The organism is Pseudomonas sp. KB-10, from assembly GCF_018221585.1.
GTDB lineage: Bacteria > Pseudomonadota > Gammaproteobacteria > Pseudomonadales > Pseudomonadaceae > Aquipseudomonas > Aquipseudomonas yangonensis.
Genome location: NZ_QYYB01000011.1, coordinates 1 through 16370, shown reverse-complemented (window position 1 = coordinate 16370; position 16370 = coordinate 1). Strand labels below are relative to the sequence as shown.

Here is a 16370-nt window from a genome sequence, read left to right as displayed (position 1 = left end):
TATCGAAGAAAGTCTCAGATTTTTGGAATACTGAGACTACATTTTTCTTAATTCTCCGCATGGATTAAGGGCTTCGCCATTTAGAAGAGTGTTTCGCTTCGCGTGGTGCGAAATTTTTACCTCGGCGCTTTCTATGGAATATTTTTCTATATTGCCAGAGCCTGTAAGATCGATACGTAGCAAATACTATGTTGGCGTACTTCTTCAGCGCCTCGAAGTAAAGCGAGTAGCTCAAATCCCAGCAGCTCTTGATAGGCGACTAAAAACCTCGAGATCTGATTCCTTTTCTAGATATCGCAGTGACTTATTTAGATATTGGAATGGCGCCAATATAAAAAATGAAAAGCTTGTCTCCGAGATAAATTGCGCGCTACCTGGAACGGGTAGAATTTTAACTCACTCTGTCTGGGAGTTAATTTCAAAGCCAATAGTCATGGCGGACGACCTGATCAGGCTTTCCCAAAAGCTTGATCCGGGCCTTCACAGATATATCATTGAATATAATGAGCAAGACCAAGAAATTACGCTAAAAGAATTTTCAACGGGCAGTCGATGGATGAGGTCAGATTCTAAGTTTCTTCGCATCATAGATAGACGAGGGCTTGATGAGCTAGCCGCGCTGCTAATATTAATTAGGGCCCAGGAGGTTCAAGGAAATTACATAACAGCCTATCGCTTGAGGGAGTTGCTCACCGACTTCTTTGTGGAGATAAGTCATTTAAGAGAGTTTCAAGGGGTCGCCGCCGAGATATATCGACAGGTTTACCAATTATTTATTAGTGTGTACTGCAAGAGCTCTAGGGGTGACCTGGGCCTTGAATTCATGATCAAAAATAGCCGAGTAGATCTTCAATATACTGTCGGCATTATTGAACAAATCTCATCAAGGGAGCCAAGTCGGAAGGATGCTTACAGCAATATTCTCAGGGGACGCAGAAGCTCCTCTCGGTAGGTAGGTGAAATTCCAGAACTAGGGCACTGTAGGTAATAGCGGCAAAGCTACTGCTCCAGAATAACTAGCTGCAAAATAAGCGTATCCGGGAGAGTTCTTGCCCAGTCGCTCTGCATGATACGCTCTAGCTCCCCCAGTTCACGAGACAGCCCAGATGAACAGGTGCCGCCAGTCAGATAGCAGCTTTGACGAGATCGTTGAGGGCAAAGCTTGCAGGCGCAAGGAGCTGATGAATGCTATCCGGTCAGCAGACCCTGCAGTCCTGGCTGAAGCTGCCGAGCGCCTCATAGAAGCAATGCGCAATAGGAATCCTAGCCAGCGGCGTCGTAGGTTGGCCCCCCAGCCTTCTGCAAGTAATCTGAGGCAATCATGCCAGATCAAGGAGCTCTTTTTGTACGTGCTCAGGTTCCTTAATCCGATCTTCTTTTTTCAAAGACGTGTCACTTGAGTCTCTTTGGATGAGGCCTGGCCAACCATTTCAGCGGCGACCCCCCTATGCACAACCATATTTAAATGCTGTGGGTTTTATTCGACACTCAAGAGGATAGAGAATGTATCAGTCCGTAGGCATCGTGGGAATGCTAAAGGCTTTTGGTGCACTTGTTGCGGCAGTGCTTTTGACTTTAATTAGTATGGATAGCGGTCTGTCGGCTGGAGAATTGATTAGGAAAATTTCCTCATCAGTTACTATTGCTGCATTAATTTTTCTGGCGCTTGGCCAGTCGCCGCTGTTTCCAATATTTTGCAGGCTGCCAATTATCCGAGGTTACTTTCCGCCAATTGACGGAGAGTGGGAGGTAACCCTTGATTCAAATTGGGATAAAATAAAGGAAATGAAGGGGGTAGTAGATGGCAAGGTGACTTCTCCTGTTAAGGGGAAGGTAAAGATTAAGTCGAGGCTTCTGTTTATCCATATTGGCTTTGATGCTAACAGCCGATACTCAGGCTCTAAGACCGTTTGCGTTTCGGTTAATCGAGATCCCTATGATTCAACCATCAAGCTTAACTACATCTACGAAAACCATACTCCAATTCCCGAGACTACTGATTCTCCAATTCATAACGGTGCAGCCCGAGTGACTATTTCCGAGGATGATGTAAATGGTCTGACAATGACCGGCACGTACTGGACAGATCGAAAGTGGACTGAGGGGATGAATACAGCGGGTCGGATTACTTATCGTCGAGCGAAAAAAACTTGAAACAAAAGCCATTTCGCCCCCCCGTTAGCTTTTTCCCTTGCTACATGGGCTACAGGTCATTTCGATAGCCTGTAGCTCCCTCTCAGTTGAATCTCCACTTCCATCATGCGGCCCTGACCCATGCTCAGCCTTCTGGGATTGCCGCTCCGATCTATTTCGGAATTCTCTCAAAACACCATATGTAGTGTTTGGATTTGGTTGTTTGATCTACATGCAGTGGCGTGTCATAATGATGGCGCAACGGCAAAGGAACATCATCCGTTGTCGAACCTTTGGCTGATTTCGTCCTGCACGAATGCGGGGGAGGCTACATGCTGAATCTGAGTGCTCTGTTCTACAACACCTTGGACAACCCCAGTTTCCTAGCTGAACTCGACCTCCTCCCGCACGAGAAGGAATACATTAATCAGGCTAAAAACGAGATCCGAACGACGCTTCGAGCTAGCTTGAAGGAGTGTCTTTCTAAGGTCTTGCATGATCACGGCCTGAGTGATTTGAAGATTGAGCCCAAGTTCTACATCCAGGGGTCTTGGGCTTACAAAACTCTGAACCGCCCCCACACGACACCCCCCCAGCAATCCGATTTGGACGATGGCGTCTATCTTCCGATGAGCATCATGAAGGAGCACCAAAAGCCTAGCGTGGCCAGTGCTCTGTTCTTCGAAGCCACAGAGGCGGCACTAGCCCCGCTGGTGAAAGAAAAGAAAGTCTGGAGGATGTCTCAAAAACCGACATGCATTCGCATCGAGATTTCGGATTTCGCGCATATCGACATTCCGTTGTACGCGATTCCTGATGAGGATTTTCTTCTCCTCAAGGAAAGCATGGAGGCCAGGGGATATGCTGCGCTGACCTATGCAATGGACTCAGCAAAAGACCGTTGGACGGCGCTGCCGACCGATCATGTGCTCTTAGCGCACCGGGAGGACGACTGGATCAAGTCTGATCCTCGTGCGATGAAAGAGTGGTTTGTCCAGGCAGTGGAAGATCACGGGCCTCAGTTGCGCAGGGTTGTGCGCTACTTGAAGGCTTTCCGCGACAAAACCTGGAGTAAAGGTGGCCCTAGCTCCATCCTTCTGATGGCGGCTGCAGTATCGGTTTTTGAGCAGCGTAGAGCTCGCGATGACCAGGCATTAAGAGATGTTGTGAGGCAAATTCCTGCCGCGTTTCGCGAAGGGGTACGCAGCCCTATCGACGCCGAGGTCTATCTCACAGATAGCCTTACTCCTGACGAGTTGGAGGATGCTGCAGTGCAATTTGAGGCGTTCTTTAACTATCTTGACGGGGCAATCAACGCTTCGGATAAACAAACAGCCTGCAATTGGATGCGCCATGTGTTCGGAACCCGATTTCCGAATCGGGCGGATTTGGTGATTGCCGTCTCGGTGTCTGAGATCGTGCAGGCTACTCCTGCGGAACCTGGGCCGCATGAGCTGGTTAAGACTACGAAGGCAGGTTAGCGCCTCATGGTTAGGGATGATGCCGAGGTGATCCCGGAGCTCCTTTTCCAACTGCAGGCACTGGGCTTTAAACGCTTTCCGAAGCAAACGATCGGGGGCGCACTTTTATTGAGTGGAGCTCTCAGAACAGCCGATGGCCCAATAAGCTGCATACTAGGAATTGACCGAGAGTTTCGCACTCCCCCTCGAATTCTTCTAACAGACCTTCCCAAAAAGCTTCGTCCAGTGGCTCCTCATATCGGAGCTAGTGGTGAACTGTGCTATGCCGCGAAAGGGACATACGTCTTCGATATTCACGATCCCGTTCGACAGAACCTTGCGCTAATAAAACGGGCTGAGCAAGTTCTCGACGCAATTTTACAAAATAAAATGCAGGATGATCTCGCGGAGGAGTTCTTCGCATACTGGGGAGAGTGGTTCTGTTTCATTGATGTAGAGAGCGCCGAAACAGGTGTGCTTCAAGTCTATACGCACAAATACAGAGAGGGGGCTTATAACGATTACTTCCTCACGGACAATCTTGCGCGAACCTCCAAGAAGCTATCAGTATTGGGCGGCGAATTTTATGAGGTGAATGCTTGTGTAGTCTTGATCTCTACGTGCGCGAAACCTCGACCTTCACAAGAAAGCTGGCCGCCCAAGAACCTAGGTGAACTGATCTATTGGCAGCGTAGTTTAGACAAGAATATTCCTCGAAAGATATTGTCTCAGGTGCAGTCGGGGTACCGGTCAGCCTATCTCGGTTGCTTGATAGTGATTGCTTCGCCTGTCTACAAATACGGATTTATGGTGGAACTGCCTCCAATAGAGATGCGCAAGTCACTCAAGAGGCATTCTGCTAGCTACGAGCATCTCTATCCATTAAAGCTCATTCAAGTTTCGATTGAGAGAGTTGACGATAAATATCTTACGGAGCGCAACATGCCAGGCGTTCGCAATCTCACGGGCATGAAGATCGCCATGGTTGGATGCGGCACAATTGGCGGTTATCTTTCAGAACTGCTTGTAAAAGCAGGCGCCGGTGTTTCCGGTGGCAAGTTGACTATCATTGATCCCGACACCTTGGGTGCAAATAACTTGGGCCGCCATCGCTTAGGGTTTGGTCAGCTAAACCAATTCAAGGCATATGCTCTTGAGAGCGAGCTAAAGCGAGTGATGCCCTCTGCAGAGATCGAAGGTATTGCGCGAGATGTGCGTGACGTGAGCCTGCCAGAACTTGATCTGCTTATCGATGCAACTGGTGACGAGTCTTTAGGATATTGGATCGCCGAAAAGTACCATAAAAAACTTCCAATTCTCAGTGTTTGGATCGAGGGCCGTGGAGTCGCGATTAGGTCGTTGTTGAAGCGCCCCGGCCAAGGAGGCTGCTTCAGATGCCTGTGCGACTATGGTAAAGATGGCCAATTCTGCTCTGTGGAAGAGAATTTAGGAGAGGTGTTTGCGGGACATGGTTGTGAGGGGCTCTACGTGCCGTTTCCTGCAACGGTTTCTGTTCAGGCAGCTTGTTTAGCAGTCGAAGCCGCTTTGGACTTAGTTGGATCCAATAGCCTGCCCTCCCTGAGAACTCGGGTTATAGCCCCAGGATTTTCTCCTGCATCGGATGACTGCTCACCAATCACAAAAGAGAATTGCCCAGCATGTTGCAGTTAACCGATTGGGCAACCGATGACCGAAAGCATCTGGTGTACATACACTCAAGCGTCTTGGGGGATGTCCTCAGGTTTATTCAAGCGCGAGAGTCAGACCCAGAATCTGGAGGGATACTTTTGGGGAAAGTGAGGGGGCCGCACCTTGAGATCATTGAGGCCACTAAACCCTCACGGTTCGATAAGCGGCTCCGTTATCTATTCGAGCGCTCCCCCCACGGTCACCGACGAATCGCATTTCAGCGTTGGCGACACAGCAAGGGCGAAATTCGATATTTGGGGGAGTGGCATACCCATCCCGAGGATTACCCCAGCCCATCTGGAACGGATCTTCATGAATGGAGAAAACTTGCTGCGGATCGGATTGATCAGCGTCCCGTGCTTGCCATGATCGTGGGACGCAAAGGGTTGCACGTTGAGCTTATGTTTGCGAATGGCTGTCGTACTCTGTTAAAGAGTTTGTCTAGCTAGCCACTTTCATACCCTTCTAATGGCGGAAAGCTTCGCCAGAGGTGGCGGGTCAGGTGTAGGTGAATGGGGCTCGAGCACGTCCAAGTAGTGATGTTAGGTTAGCAGCAGCGCGTTCAACCTTTTCCGGCCCGAGGTGTCAATACAGAACAGCAGGCCATATTAAACCCTCTGGCCCCCACATGTGTAGGCGCTGCACCAACTTGAACGCTGTGCCGGCTTAACCTGGCGCCCTGAACCGAAAAAGTCTGAATACCCTGCTGGTGAAATTGATACAGCTGGAGCTGACCTGAAATTGCATGGAAAGCTGGAGGATCACGGAGATGGCGCTATTGCTTGCTAGTAAACAACAGCGCCTTTATTGGTCTCGCTGAGTGTTATAGGCCAGGAACCACATCAATTTCTAATGATAGATTGAGCTGATGCAGTGCAGCAATTAGCTCGGATGTAATTGAATAACCGCGATGTGGGTCTTCTGGAGTAGCCTCGCTAACTATCATCACACTTAGCTCTTGGAGGGAGGGGCGGCAGTTGCTTAATTTTATAAGCTTCTCCTTATGCTTTCTCAAAAAGATCAGCAAGTCTTCTTCTGGGAAATTTCCACACTGTTCATGCTTTGTTCTCCATGTCCATCTGTTGGTGTCAATAGAGGAGTGTCGGATGGAAGACTCGGGCCAATTTATTTTTTTGGACATGGCTAGAATGCTGCTTTCGATACCTGATGCATATATGTAAAGTCTAGTATTCATATTCAATCCCTATTTCCACCTGGCCCATGTATCTATCATGGGTGCGCCAGATTTTGAGCATTGCCCTCTACCTGCGATTTTTATTGATCCGTCATCACAGGCGCAAATGTCATACCTAGAGATACTGCCCCCAACATAGTCTTCTTTAAATTCATGAGCATCCGTTATCCCGGCACTTGCAATTTGAAAGGCGGAAGCCATGGTGCAATTATTTTTATCGTCTGGACAAAATGCCTGCCCCAGTGCTCCCCCAGCCAGACCACCACCTATGGTACCGAGCCGCCCTCCTGCAAGCGCACCGGCTGCGCCACCCGACATACCTCCTGCAATTGTCCCTCCCACAGGTACAACGCTACCGCCGAGTCCTCCCAAGAAGCCTCCTAGAGCACCGCCAACGCCAGTTCCTAGATAGCTTCCAGCCACAGCACCAGCCGCACTACATGCAGCAACACACATAGGGTTTGCTTCCAGTCCATACATATCTGAATAGGCCAGCGGATTCTGGTAGACATATCCGTAAGTATTGAGCCCCCCCACCAATCCAATCGGATCGCTCTCCACATAGCGCCCGGTCTCCGGGTCGTAATCGCGGAAGTAGTTGTAATACAGCCCACTCTCGAAGTCGTAGTACTGCCCCGGGAAGCGCAGGTTGATGGCGTCCAGGCCGCTATTCGGCGCGTTGGTCGCCGCGCCGTTACCAAAGGCATCGGACCTCCAGCGCCAGATCTCCTGTCCGGCCTGGTTGGTGGCCAGGCGCGGGGTGTTTAGATGGTCGGCATGTAGGTAGAAGGCGGTGCTGCTGGTCACAGCTCCCGCAGCATCGAAGTTAAGGGTGATACCACCGATCGGCATGCTGTCCAGCCAGAGGTAATACTGGCTGCTGAGCAGTGTGCCGCTGCTCCCGTAGCGGTTCTCACCCAGCAGCTGGCCGTCCGGACCGTAGAGGAAGGTGGTGGTGGCGCTGTCGGTAAGCTTGTGGGTGCGCTGGCCGAGGGCGTTGTAGCGATACTCGGCAACGACACTGCCACTGATCTTAACCTGGCTCATGCGCCCCTGAGCGTCGTAGATCAGCTCGCGATGGGCGCGATCCTGGGTCAGGTTGCCAGCGGCATCGCTGGTCACGGGCACGCCATCGATCTGGGTCAGGCGGTTGCTGTCGCTGGCATAGCTGAGGGTGGTCGTGGAGCTGTTCTGCACCTGGCCGTTGTCCAGGGTGGCGACGCTCTTGTTGATACGGTTGCCGACGGCGTCGTAGCCATATTCCTGGCGCAGGGTTGCTTGCTCTTCCTGGGTCAGCCGATCCAGTTCATCGTACTGGTACTGCAGGTCGCCGAACAGGCCGCTTTGCAGACTCTCAATATTGCTGTTGGCGTCGTAGCCGTAAGTGGCTTGCCACGGTCCAACGCTCTGCTGAGTGAGACGGTAGTCCTGGTCATAGGCGCGCGAAAGGCTCAGGCCATTGGCCCAGGTCAGGCTCTTCAGCGGACCGAAAGGCAGGTAGCTCAGGCCCGTGGCAAAGGCCGCTGGGGTTTGGCCTTCGATAGTGATGTCCACCTCGCTGACCTGCCCCGCGCTGTTGCGCTGGTACCCCACGGCAAAACCTGCGGGATAGCCAATGCTCGTCAGTTGATTGGCGTTGTCGTAGGTGTACTGCAGGGTGTCATAACGGTCGGTGCCGGCAACGTCCACCGAACGGATCTGCTCCACCAGGTTGCCGCGGGCATCGTAGTGGTAGCCGAGCACGCCGCTGGCATCCTGCACGGCGGTCAGGCGACCGATGCCATGATTGCCGCCGGCGGTCATGTCGTAGTGGTACTGCACATTGAGCGCCGGGGCAGCCGGGTACTGCTTGCCGGTCAGCCGGTTCAGTGCGTCGTAGCTGTAGGTGGTGACCACGCCGCGGGCGTCGGTCTTGCTGATCACATTGCCGGCAGCATCGTGGGTGTAGGTAGTAGTGCCGCTGTCCTTGCTGATCAGTTGGGTCAAGTTGCCCAGACCGTCGTACTGGTATTGAGTGACTACGCCGCGCGGATCAGTGACTCGGGTCACGTTGTCCTGGCCGTCGTAAGCCAGGGCAGTAACACCATTGAGCGGATCGGTGCTGGAGACTAGGCGATTGAGCGCGTCATAGCTGCTGTTGGTGCTGTGCTGCTTGGGTGTAGTGCTGAGCGTAGGGTTGTCGTTGAGGTCGTAACCGTACTGCTGGATCTGGTTCTGCGCACCGATCGCGCGCAGCAGGCGGCCAAGCTCATCGTAGACCCAGGTCTGCTGCTGTGTCAGGGTGGCCGAGGCATCCTTGAGTCGCTGGGCGGTGCGGTTGCCCATCGGGTCGTAGTCGTACTCGACCGACTCGCCCAGGTTGTTGGTGATCTTGGTCAGGCGCCGGGCACCGCTCCACGTGTACTGTAGCCAGCTTCCGTCACCGCGGGTGACTTTGGTGATCTGGCCAATGGCGTCCTGCTCGAAGCTGGTGGTGCTGCCGGCCGTTGTGACCGAGGCAAGCCAGCCCTGCGGGGTGTAGGTGAGGCTGGTGGTGACGTTGTTGGCGTCGACCACGGTCTGTGGGTTACCAAAACTATCGAAGTTGGACAGCTGGGTGATGTGGCCAAGGGCATTGGTTACCTGGGTCAGACGACCCTGGGCATCGTAGGCATAAGTGGTGACGTCGCCGACATCTGTGCGCGGACCATTGGCGGTCTCCACTAGACCCTGACTGTTGTAGGTGTAGCTCCAACTGCGCTCGGCCGCATGAGCGGACGGCAAACCAAGAGCTGCAGCCAATGCCAAACTGAGCAGGCTTGCGCGATGCATGATGTTCATGTGTCAGTTCCTTCTGATCAAAGCGCGGTGATGGTTTGACTGAGCAGGTTTCCTTGGCTGTCGTATTCAAAGTTCAGAACACGATCCGGCTCAGTTATCGTCACTGGTTTGTAGAGCGTTGGGTGCCACTCAGTGGTGATGGTGCGAGCCTGCGGGGTGCCGGAAGCTTCTGTGCGGGATATTTCCAAGCCACGACTGTCGTAGTCGTAAGTGGTGATGTGCCCTTTGTTGTCGCTACGCGTAGCAATCAGCCCTCTAGCGTTGTAGGTAAAGGTTGAGTTGCTGGCTGGGCAGTTAGCCGAGACGGCTCCCGCCAATGAGGTGATGCGCTTGGCGCCAGCGACAGTTTGGAAGGTATAGGTGGCCTGCTTGCCCAAGGGATTGGTGACAGTGGTCGAACCGTTGGCGTTGTAGGCGAACAGATACTTGTTCTGCACACCGTTCAGCTCATTGCGGATAACACGCCCCTTGATGTCATAGGCCCAGGTTACGTAGCGGATGTTGCGTTCATCGGTGATGCCAGTCAGCAAGCCGCCTTCGTTAGCATCCTCGTAGTGGTAGGTACGTGCCTTGCTCTGCCCGCCCTGAGTGCGAGTGGCCTTGGTCACACGACCGGCTGTACTGTAGGTGTAAGCCACCTGCAATGAGCCCGCTGTCAGGCCAGTCAAGCGTTTGGCAGTGTTAAAGGTAAGCGTCATGGTTCGGCCGAGCGAGTCGGTAACCACGATGTTGTTGGTACCGTAGACAAGGGTCTCATATGTGCCATTGGCACGGTCGATGCGCGTCAGCCTGCCTTGGCTATCAAAGTGCAGATGTTCGCTGTAGGTGTTGTCATAGCGCCAGCCCGAGGCTGTTTGCTCTAGGCGCCCCAACTCTCGGGGCGAGGCAGTGGCCACGCCGCCGGAGACGGTAAATAGACTCTCACGACCGTCCATGTTGACCAGCATGATTTCTGTCGTGGCGATCTTGAGTTTGGCCGAGTAGGTGTTGGTCCAGTTTGCGGTTCGGCTGTTGTAGTAGCGGGCAAAGTGCATCCAGGTACCCGGTTGGCCGGGGTAGTCGATCTCGACCTGATAACTGTTGCCATTGGAAACGTTGACAGGATCCGCAATTCCCATGCTAGGGACACCGGACTCTGCGGACTGGGCGGGGCAGGTGCCCGGAAGGTCAGGATTACCTAGGCCGGGTGTTTCTGGACATGTCAGCTTGGTAGTTGGTCGATCATAGAAAACCGGGCCTGCGAATACATCGTAATGTGTTTGCTTGCCCACGGAGAACTGGGTCGCGGCAACGCCATCAACAGACCCTGTGAAATTGTCATGAAGCAATACGACATGCGTTTTGCAGGTGTTTGGAAACGCGCGCTTCATATTTGCATTGGCAGACCTAATGGTTTCAAGCATCTGGTCAGGGGTATACCACGCGCTGGACTCTAGCCACTTAATGACCTTGCCTCCTGAACACTGCAGGTTGGCTAGTTGGTATAGGTATTGACCTGCACCGTTCGGAGTCTGTGGAGCTGCATAGGCCTCAAGCCCGAAATAGCTGATACCACCTGTTGTGCAGCTAGCCGCAGCCAAGCTTGTCTGTTGATAGAACACGCTGGCTGTTAAAGCGAGGGCGAGACTGAGCCCGCGAGAGGAACGATCCATGTCCGAGATCCTACCGTGGAGAAAGGTGGCCTCAGCGTAGACCTAGACTATGAATCCCGCCAGAGGACTTTTGCGTACAACTCCACAAATTGATAGCAGGGGGTAGACATCGAGATTACTGAACACCTTCGGAGCGAGTTAATCCTTGCAGCAACCCTTCAAGTCTTTGCGCTGCAACCCGGCTCGGTGGTTGCGTAGGGAGTTTACGCAATTGAGCTGCGTTGAAGCTCGGGTAACCACTACGCTTTTCTCTGCTCTGCTCCGCCATACCTCGCGGGAAGAACAAATGCTCGGGAATACCTGAGCGTATCAGCACAATATGGTCTGCAAAGACCGCTTCTAGACGTACCCCAGCAGTTACTTCTTGGCCTACTGCTACCCGCTTAGCCATCTTTCCTGATACTTGGATGACAGCAGCAGAATGCTTTGCCTGGGCGCTCACAAAGCTACCCAATAGAGTCAAAGGAAGGCTGGTTTTCTGCGGTTGTGGGCGGGTCGGTACCGTAACACCAAACAGCATTTCAACTTGCTTTAAGTCGATTTGGGTTCTATCTGGCACTGTGGGGGCTGATGCTAGCGAGGGCTCCGCGAGAAGTTCTTTCCACGCCAAAACTTGCTGTGCCATGTCCACTAACAGTATCCCCCCTATCAGCACAAGCACTGCGGGGAACGTGAAGCGATGGCTCCAAAGGCGTAGGGCATAATCCTGCATGTATGTCAGCCGCAATTCCATTTACTCGGTGTGATTGTAGTGCTCAGCAAGACACTTTCCTACCAAAAGCTCCCAGAACCCTCAGTCCTGATGCCGGCACTCGTACCGCTGGAATGCCTGAGCCTGGGTTACGCGCCCGGCTTGAGCCGGAACGGCCGCGTCTGTTGAAAACAGTCGATGTTAACCAGAAGCACTTGAGTGGAGCCCTCACTCCGCCTGCTTTTTTGCATTTCACTGAACCTCAGATTTCGATGTCAGCCGCGTACGTTCCAGCGCCCACAGCCAAAAGCAAACTTTCTAAACAGTAACGGCCGATTCCTGCGGCTGGCCCTCTACCGGCCATCTGCCCCACGCCCTGCTTAGCTTATCCGCCAACCGCCACAGTCAACTGTGTTGTCCCAACCTTCTTAGTCCTCGACAAAACGGTCTTTGACCCCTCCTCCCCCAGTACCGAACCTCTCGCCCACGGCACATTGGCGTGCCGTGCGTATTGCTTGGAAGGTTGGGGTCAAGGATGCATGCGACAACGGTGCTTTACGGCCAGGTGCTGGTGGTGTTGGCCATTACCCTGTCCGGGGTGTGGGGGGCTACCCAGTGGACGGCGGCCGCGCTCGGCTACCAGGCGCGCCTGGGGGCGCCCTGGTTCGAGTTTCTGGGCACACCGGTGTATCACCCCTGGCGTCTGTTCGAGTGGTGGTTCGTCTTCGATGCCTATGCGCCGGACGTCTTCAATGTCGGCGGCAGCATCGCCGCTTGTAGCAGCCTGCTGGCATTGGTGGTGGCCATCGGCATGGCGATCTGGCGGGCGCGCCAGGCACGGCGGGTCACGACCTATGGCTCGGCGCGCTGGGCCGATGCCGATGAAGTACTCAAGGCCGGCCTGACCCAGCCCGCGGGTGTATTCCTCGGCCAATTCGATGATCAGTATCTGCGCCACGAAGGTCCCGAGCATGTGCTGACCTTCGCGCCGACGCGCTCGGGCAAGGGTGTCGGCCTGGTTGTGCCTACCCTCCTCTCCTGGCCGGCCTCGGCGGTGATCCACGACATCAAGGGCGAGAACTGGAGCCTGACCGCGGGATGGCGCTCGCGTTTCTCCCACTGCCTGCTGTTCAACCCCACCGACCTGGCCTCGGCTGCCTACAACCCGCTGCTGGAAGTACGTCGCGGCGCCCACGAGGTGCGCGACGTGCAGAACATCGCCGATATCCTGGTCGACCCGGAGGGCGCGCTGGAGCGGCGAAACCACTGGGAGAAGACCAGCCACGCGCTGCTTGTCGGTGCCATTTTGCACGTGCTCTACGCCGGTAAAGACAAGACCCTGCGCGGCGTTGCCAACTTCCTCTCCGATCCGGCCTGCACCTTCGAGCTGACGCTGCACCGGATGATGACCACGCCGCACCTGGGCGATGCGCCCCATCCGGTGGTGGCCTCGGCCGCGCGGGAGGTGCTGAACAAGAGCGACAACGAGCGCTCGGGCGTGCTGTCCACGGCCATGTCCTTCCTCGGCCTGTATCGCGACCCGACAGTGGCCGAGGTCACCTCGCGCTGCGACTGGCGCATCGCCGACCTGATCTCGGCCGAGCATCCGGTGTCGCTATACCTGGTGGTGCCGCCCTCGGATATCAGCCGCACCAAGCCACTGATCCGCCTGATCCTCAATCAGATCGGCCGGCGCCTGACCGAGTCGCTCGACGGTTCTGACGGCATCGAGCGCCGGCACAAGCTGCTGCTGATGCTCGACGAATTTCCGGCGCTAGGGCGGCTGGATTTCTTCGAGACGGCCCTGGCCTTCATGGCCGGTTATGGGCTGCGCGCCTTCCTGATCTCGCAATCACTGAACCAGATCGACAAGGCCTACGGCCAGAACCACTCGATCCTCGATAACTGCCATGTGCGGGTGACCTTCGCCACCAACGACGAACGTACCGCCAAGCGCATCTCTGAGACCCTCGGCACTGCCACCGAACTGCGCGCGCAGCGCAACTACGCCGGCCACCGTCTGGCGCCCTGGCTGGGCCATCTGATGGTGTCGCGCCAGGAAACCGCCCGCCCGCTGCTGACTCCTGGCGAGGTGATGCAGCTGCCCAGCGACGAAGCAGTGGTGATGCTCTCGGGCCTGGCGCCGATTCGTGCGAAGAAGCTGCGCTACTTCACCGACACCAACTTCCAGAGCCGGGTTCTGCCGGCGCCGCACTTGCAGCCGGGCCGGTATGCCGACGCACCGGCACCACGCGCGGACGACTGGAGCGACCTGGATGTGCCTGTGGTCGTCGACGCTTCACCGGCCGGGCTGACCGACGACGAGACCTTCGAGGACGGCGGCCCGCGCCGTCAGCCAGAGCTGGCGGAACTCGCCCACTTGCCAGATCACGAAGAGCTGGCCAGCGACCTGCTGCTGCTCGACGAGGACGACATCCCCACTCCCTTCCCCACCCAGCCGGATCCGCGCCTGCAACGCGTGGCGCGGCTGGCCGCCCTCGACCCTGACGATGGAATAGCCCTATGAGCCGAGCCCGCCTCAACCTGTTTATCCAACCCGAACACGCCAAGCGCCTGAACGAACTGGCGATCACCAAGGGCGTGTCGAAGTCCTCGATCATCGCTGCGGCGTTGGCCTCCTGGCTGTCGCCCGAGTCCGGCGAGCAGCGCGAGGTGGCCATGGCCAAGCGCCTGGACCGGCTGTCACGTCAGTTCGAGCGCCTGGAGCGCGACCAGCACATCCTGATCGAGACCGTGGCGCTCTATGTGCGCTACTACCTCACGGTGAGCACGCCTGTACCCGAGGCTCACCAAGAAGTAGCACGCGCGCAGGGCAAGCTGCGATTCAGCCAGTTCGTCGAACAACTGGGGCGCCACCTGCAGCGCGGACGCAGCCTGGTCAGAGACGTACACGAAGAGGTTCAGGCAGAGGCCCAGGTCTCGGGAGAGCGTCCATGACTGTCGCCTCCTCCCCAATGCTGAGCGCTGCGGCAACGTCCCTGGATCGACGCACGCGCATGTTGCGCACGGCGATGGGCCCACTGATCGCTGCCGCCCTGGATGACCCTGACGTGGTCGAGGTAATGCTCAACCCCGATGGCGTGCTCTGGCTGGATCGCCTGTCCGCTGGCCGAGCCCATCTGGGCACGCTGGCATCTGCCGACGGTGAACGGATCATCCGCCTGGTGGCAGCGCATGTCGGCCAGGAGGTACATCGCAACAAGCCGCTACTGAGCGCCGAGCTGCCAGAGACTGGCGAGCGCTTCGAGGGTCTACTGCCGCCAGTGGTGGCCGGGCCGACCTTCGCTCTGCGCAAACGCGCCGCCGGCGTCATCCCGCTTCAGCAGTACGTGGCCGACGGCATTCTCAGCGCCGCGCAGGCAGAACACCTGCGCGTGGCCGTGCGTGAACGGCAGAACATCCTGGTGGCCGGCGGCACCAGCAGCGGCAAGACAACTCTAGCCAATGCGCTGCTAGCCGAAGTGACCGGCAGCGGCGACCGCGTGCTGGTGCTGGAGGACACGGTCGAGCTGCAGTGCCCGGCCCTCGATCACGTCGCCCTGCGTACCAAGCCCGGCGTGGTCTCCATGGCTGATCTGGTGCGCAGCACGCTGCGTCTGCGCCCCGACCGCGTGGTGGTCGGCGAGGTGCGCGGCGGTGAGGCACTGGATCTGATCAAGGCCTGGGGCACCGGCCATCCCGGCGGTATCGCCACCATCCATGCCGGTTCCGCGCAGGGGGCGCTGCTGCGCCTGGAGCAACTGATCCTGGAGGTCGCCCTGGCCGCGCCGCGGGCGCTGATCGCCGAGGCGGTCAACCTGTTGGTGTTTCTCGCCGGACGTGGCCGCACGCGCTATGTCCAGCAGATCGCCCGCGTCACCGGCTATGACGAGCGCGGCTATCAACTCACTTCCATCGCCCCCGCATTCATTCCTTCACTGACTCAGGAAAACAGTCATGACTGCCTGCCATCCCCGCGTTGCTAATCGTCGTCGCCTCGTCGGCGCCTTGATGCTCGGCGCCCTCTGCTTGAGCGCCTCCCTGCCAGTGCTCGCCGCTGGCTCCGGAATGCCCTGGGAAGGACCACTGCAATCGATCCTTGATTCGGTACAGGGTCCGGTGGCGCGCATCATCGCGGTGATCATCATCATTACCACAGGCCTGACGCTGGCCTTCGGCGACACCAGCGGCGGGTTTCGCAAGCTGATTCAGATCGTCTTCGGCCTGTCGATTGCCTTCGCTGCGTCATCGTTCTTCCTCAGCTTCTTCAGCTTTGCCGGCGGGGCGGTGATCGCATGAACGGCGAGCGCGAACTCATCCCCGGTTTCGAGGTGCCGCTGCACCGCTCGCTGGCCGAGCCGATTCTGCTCGGTGGAGCCCCGCGCAACGTTGCGATCCTCAACGGCACTCTTGCGGCAGTGGTAGGCCTGGGCCTGCAGCTGTGGTTGCCAGGCTTGGCGCTCTGGTTGGTAGGCCACTCGCTGGCGGTGTGGGGTGCCCGTCTAGACCCGCAGTTTCTGCAGGTGTTTGCCCGGCACATCAAGCAGCCGTCGCTGCTGGATGTGTGAGGAGGCCGCCATGCTGAACCTCACCGAATACCAGCGCCGCCCCGCCCAGCTCGCAGACTGGCTACCCTGGGCCGGTCTGGTCGCACCCGGCGTCATATTAAACAAGGACGGTTCGTTCCAACGCAGCCTGCGCTTTCGCGGGCCAGACCTGGACAGCGCCAC

Annotated in this window: 13 protein-coding genes; 9 read left to right on the top strand and 4 right to left on the bottom strand. The window is 56.3% G+C overall.

What is annotated here, in order from left to right:
* Positions 1 to 1503 precede the first annotated feature (1503 nt).
* The 4 genes from DXK50_RS23025 (at position 1504) to DXK50_RS23010 (ending at position 5731) form a co-directional block, all read left to right on the top strand.
* Positions 1504 to 2154, top strand: coding sequence for a Cap15 family cyclic dinucleotide receptor domain-containing protein (locus DXK50_RS23025; protein WP_212631865.1), 651 nt, complete (start codon positions 1504 to 1506; stop codon positions 2152 to 2154).
* 311 nt (positions 2155 to 2465) lie between these two features.
* The gene (locus tag DXK50_RS23020) at positions 2466 to 3614 is read left to right on the top strand and encodes a CBASS cGAMP synthase (protein WP_212631864.1); all 1149 of its coding nucleotides are present in this window, start codon (positions 2466 to 2468) and stop codon (positions 3612 to 3614) included.
* 27 nt (positions 3615 to 3641) lie between these two features.
* Complete coding sequence (locus DXK50_RS23015) at positions 3642 to 5264, top strand: ThiF family adenylyltransferase (protein ID WP_212631863.1); 1623 nt, start codon at positions 3642 to 3644, stop codon at positions 5262 to 5264.
* The gene (locus DXK50_RS23010) at positions 5252 to 5731 is read left to right on the top strand and encodes a Mov34/MPN/PAD-1 family protein (RefSeq protein ID WP_212631862.1); all 480 of its coding nucleotides are present in this window, start codon (positions 5252 to 5254) and stop codon (positions 5729 to 5731) included. Before DXK50_RS23015 ends, DXK50_RS23010 begins: the two co-directional genes overlap by 13 nt.
* A 374-nt stretch (positions 5732 to 6105) precedes the next feature.
* Here the strand turns inward: DXK50_RS23010 and DXK50_RS23005 are convergent, their stop codons facing one another.
* The 4 genes from DXK50_RS23005 to DXK50_RS22990 all read right to left on the bottom strand — a co-directional run bounded on the left by DXK50_RS23005 (position 6106) and on the right by DXK50_RS22990 (position 11682).
* A complete protein-coding gene (locus DXK50_RS23005) occupies positions 6106 to 6477 on the bottom strand; it encodes a hypothetical protein (protein ID WP_212631861.1) in 372 nt (123 codons plus the stop codon).
* Between the two features lie 9 nt (positions 6478 to 6486).
* Positions 6487 to 9297: an RHS repeat domain-containing protein gene (locus tag DXK50_RS23000; RefSeq protein ID WP_212631860.1), complete on the bottom strand. Its 2811-nt coding sequence runs from the start codon at positions 9295 to 9297 to the stop codon at positions 6487 to 6489.
* Between the two features lie 17 nt (positions 9298 to 9314).
* Positions 9315 to 10949 carry a DUF6531 domain-containing protein gene (locus DXK50_RS22995; protein ID WP_212631949.1) on the bottom strand — a complete coding sequence of 545 codons (1635 nt, stop codon included), beginning with the start codon at positions 10947 to 10949 and terminating at the stop codon, positions 9315 to 9317.
* Between the two features lie 115 nt (positions 10950 to 11064).
* On the bottom strand, positions 11065 to 11682 hold the full coding sequence (locus tag DXK50_RS22990; RefSeq protein WP_212631859.1) for a type II secretion system protein N: 618 nt from the start codon (positions 11680 to 11682) through the stop codon (positions 11065 to 11067).
* A gap of 493 nt (positions 11683 to 12175) precedes the next feature.
* On the opposite strand from DXK50_RS22990, the gene DXK50_RS22985 reads away from it, so the two are divergent.
* From DXK50_RS22985 to DXK50_RS22965, 5 genes are read left to right on the top strand one after another with little or no spacing between them, the layout of a single operon-like run.
* Positions 12176 to 14167, top strand: a complete 1992-nt coding sequence (locus DXK50_RS22985; protein ID WP_212631858.1) for a conjugal transfer protein TraG — start codon at positions 12176 to 12178, stop codon at positions 14165 to 14167.
* On the top strand, positions 14164 to 14598 hold the full coding sequence (locus DXK50_RS22980) for a CopG family transcriptional regulator (RefSeq protein WP_212631857.1): 435 nt from the start codon (positions 14164 to 14166) through the stop codon (positions 14596 to 14598). The genes DXK50_RS22985 and DXK50_RS22980 overlap by 4 nt, the downstream gene beginning before the upstream one ends.
* Positions 14599 to 14657: 59 nt before the next feature.
* On the top strand, positions 14658 to 15626 hold the full coding sequence (trbB, locus tag DXK50_RS22975; RefSeq protein ID WP_212631948.1) for a P-type conjugative transfer ATPase TrbB: 969 nt from the start codon (positions 14658 to 14660) through the stop codon (positions 15624 to 15626).
* Entirely contained in the window at positions 15598 to 15939 is a 342-nt protein-coding gene (locus DXK50_RS22970; RefSeq protein WP_014596913.1) for a TrbC/VirB2 family type IV secretion system protein, read from the top strand. The genes trbB and DXK50_RS22970 overlap by 29 nt, the downstream gene beginning before the upstream one ends.
* Positions 15936 to 16208 (top strand): VirB3 family type IV secretion system protein, encoded by a 273-nt coding sequence (locus DXK50_RS22965; protein ID WP_003116617.1) that lies wholly within the window; start codon positions 15936 to 15938, stop codon positions 16206 to 16208. The genes DXK50_RS22970 and DXK50_RS22965 overlap by 4 nt, the downstream gene beginning before the upstream one ends.
* Positions 16209 to 16370: the final 162 nt, after the last annotated feature.

Bases quoted from the DNA above. Each gene is read 5' to 3' on its own strand.
- DXK50_RS22990 (WP_212631859.1), bottom strand. From the start codon at position 11,682: ATGGAATTGCGGCTGACATACATGCAGGATTATGCCCTACGCCTTTGG.
- DXK50_RS22995 (WP_212631949.1), bottom strand. From the start codon at position 10,949: ATGGATCGTTCCTCTCGCGGGCTCAGTCTCGCCCTCGCTTTAACAGCC.
- DXK50_RS23020 (WP_212631864.1), top strand. From the start codon at position 2,466: ATGCTGAATCTGAGTGCTCTGTTCTACAACACCTTGGACAACCCCAGT.
- DXK50_RS23010 (WP_212631862.1), top strand. From the start codon at position 5,252: ATGTTGCAGTTAACCGATTGGGCAACCGATGACCGAAAGCATCTGGTG.
- DXK50_RS22965 (WP_003116617.1), top strand. From the start codon at position 15,936: ATGAACGGCGAGCGCGAACTCATCCCCGGTTTCGAGGTGCCGCTGCAC.
- trbB (WP_212631948.1), top strand. From the start codon at position 14,658: ATGTTGCGCACGGCGATGGGCCCACTGATCGCTGCCGCCCTGGATGAC.
- DXK50_RS22985 (WP_212631858.1), top strand. From the start codon at position 12,176: ATGCATGCGACAACGGTGCTTTACGGCCAGGTGCTGGTGGTGTTGGCC.
- DXK50_RS23000 (WP_212631860.1), bottom strand. From the start codon at position 9,297: ATGAACATCATGCATCGCGCAAGCCTGCTCAGTTTGGCATTGGCTGCA.
- DXK50_RS22970 (WP_014596913.1), top strand. From the start codon at position 15,598: ATGACTGCCTGCCATCCCCGCGTTGCTAATCGTCGTCGCCTCGTCGGC.
- DXK50_RS23005 (WP_212631861.1), bottom strand. From the start codon at position 6,477: ATGAATACTAGACTTTACATATATGCATCAGGTATCGAAAGCAGCATT.
- DXK50_RS23025 (WP_212631865.1), top strand. From the start codon at position 1,504: ATGTATCAGTCCGTAGGCATCGTGGGAATGCTAAAGGCTTTTGGTGCA.
- DXK50_RS22980 (WP_212631857.1), top strand. From the start codon at position 14,164: ATGAGCCGAGCCCGCCTCAACCTGTTTATCCAACCCGAACACGCCAAG.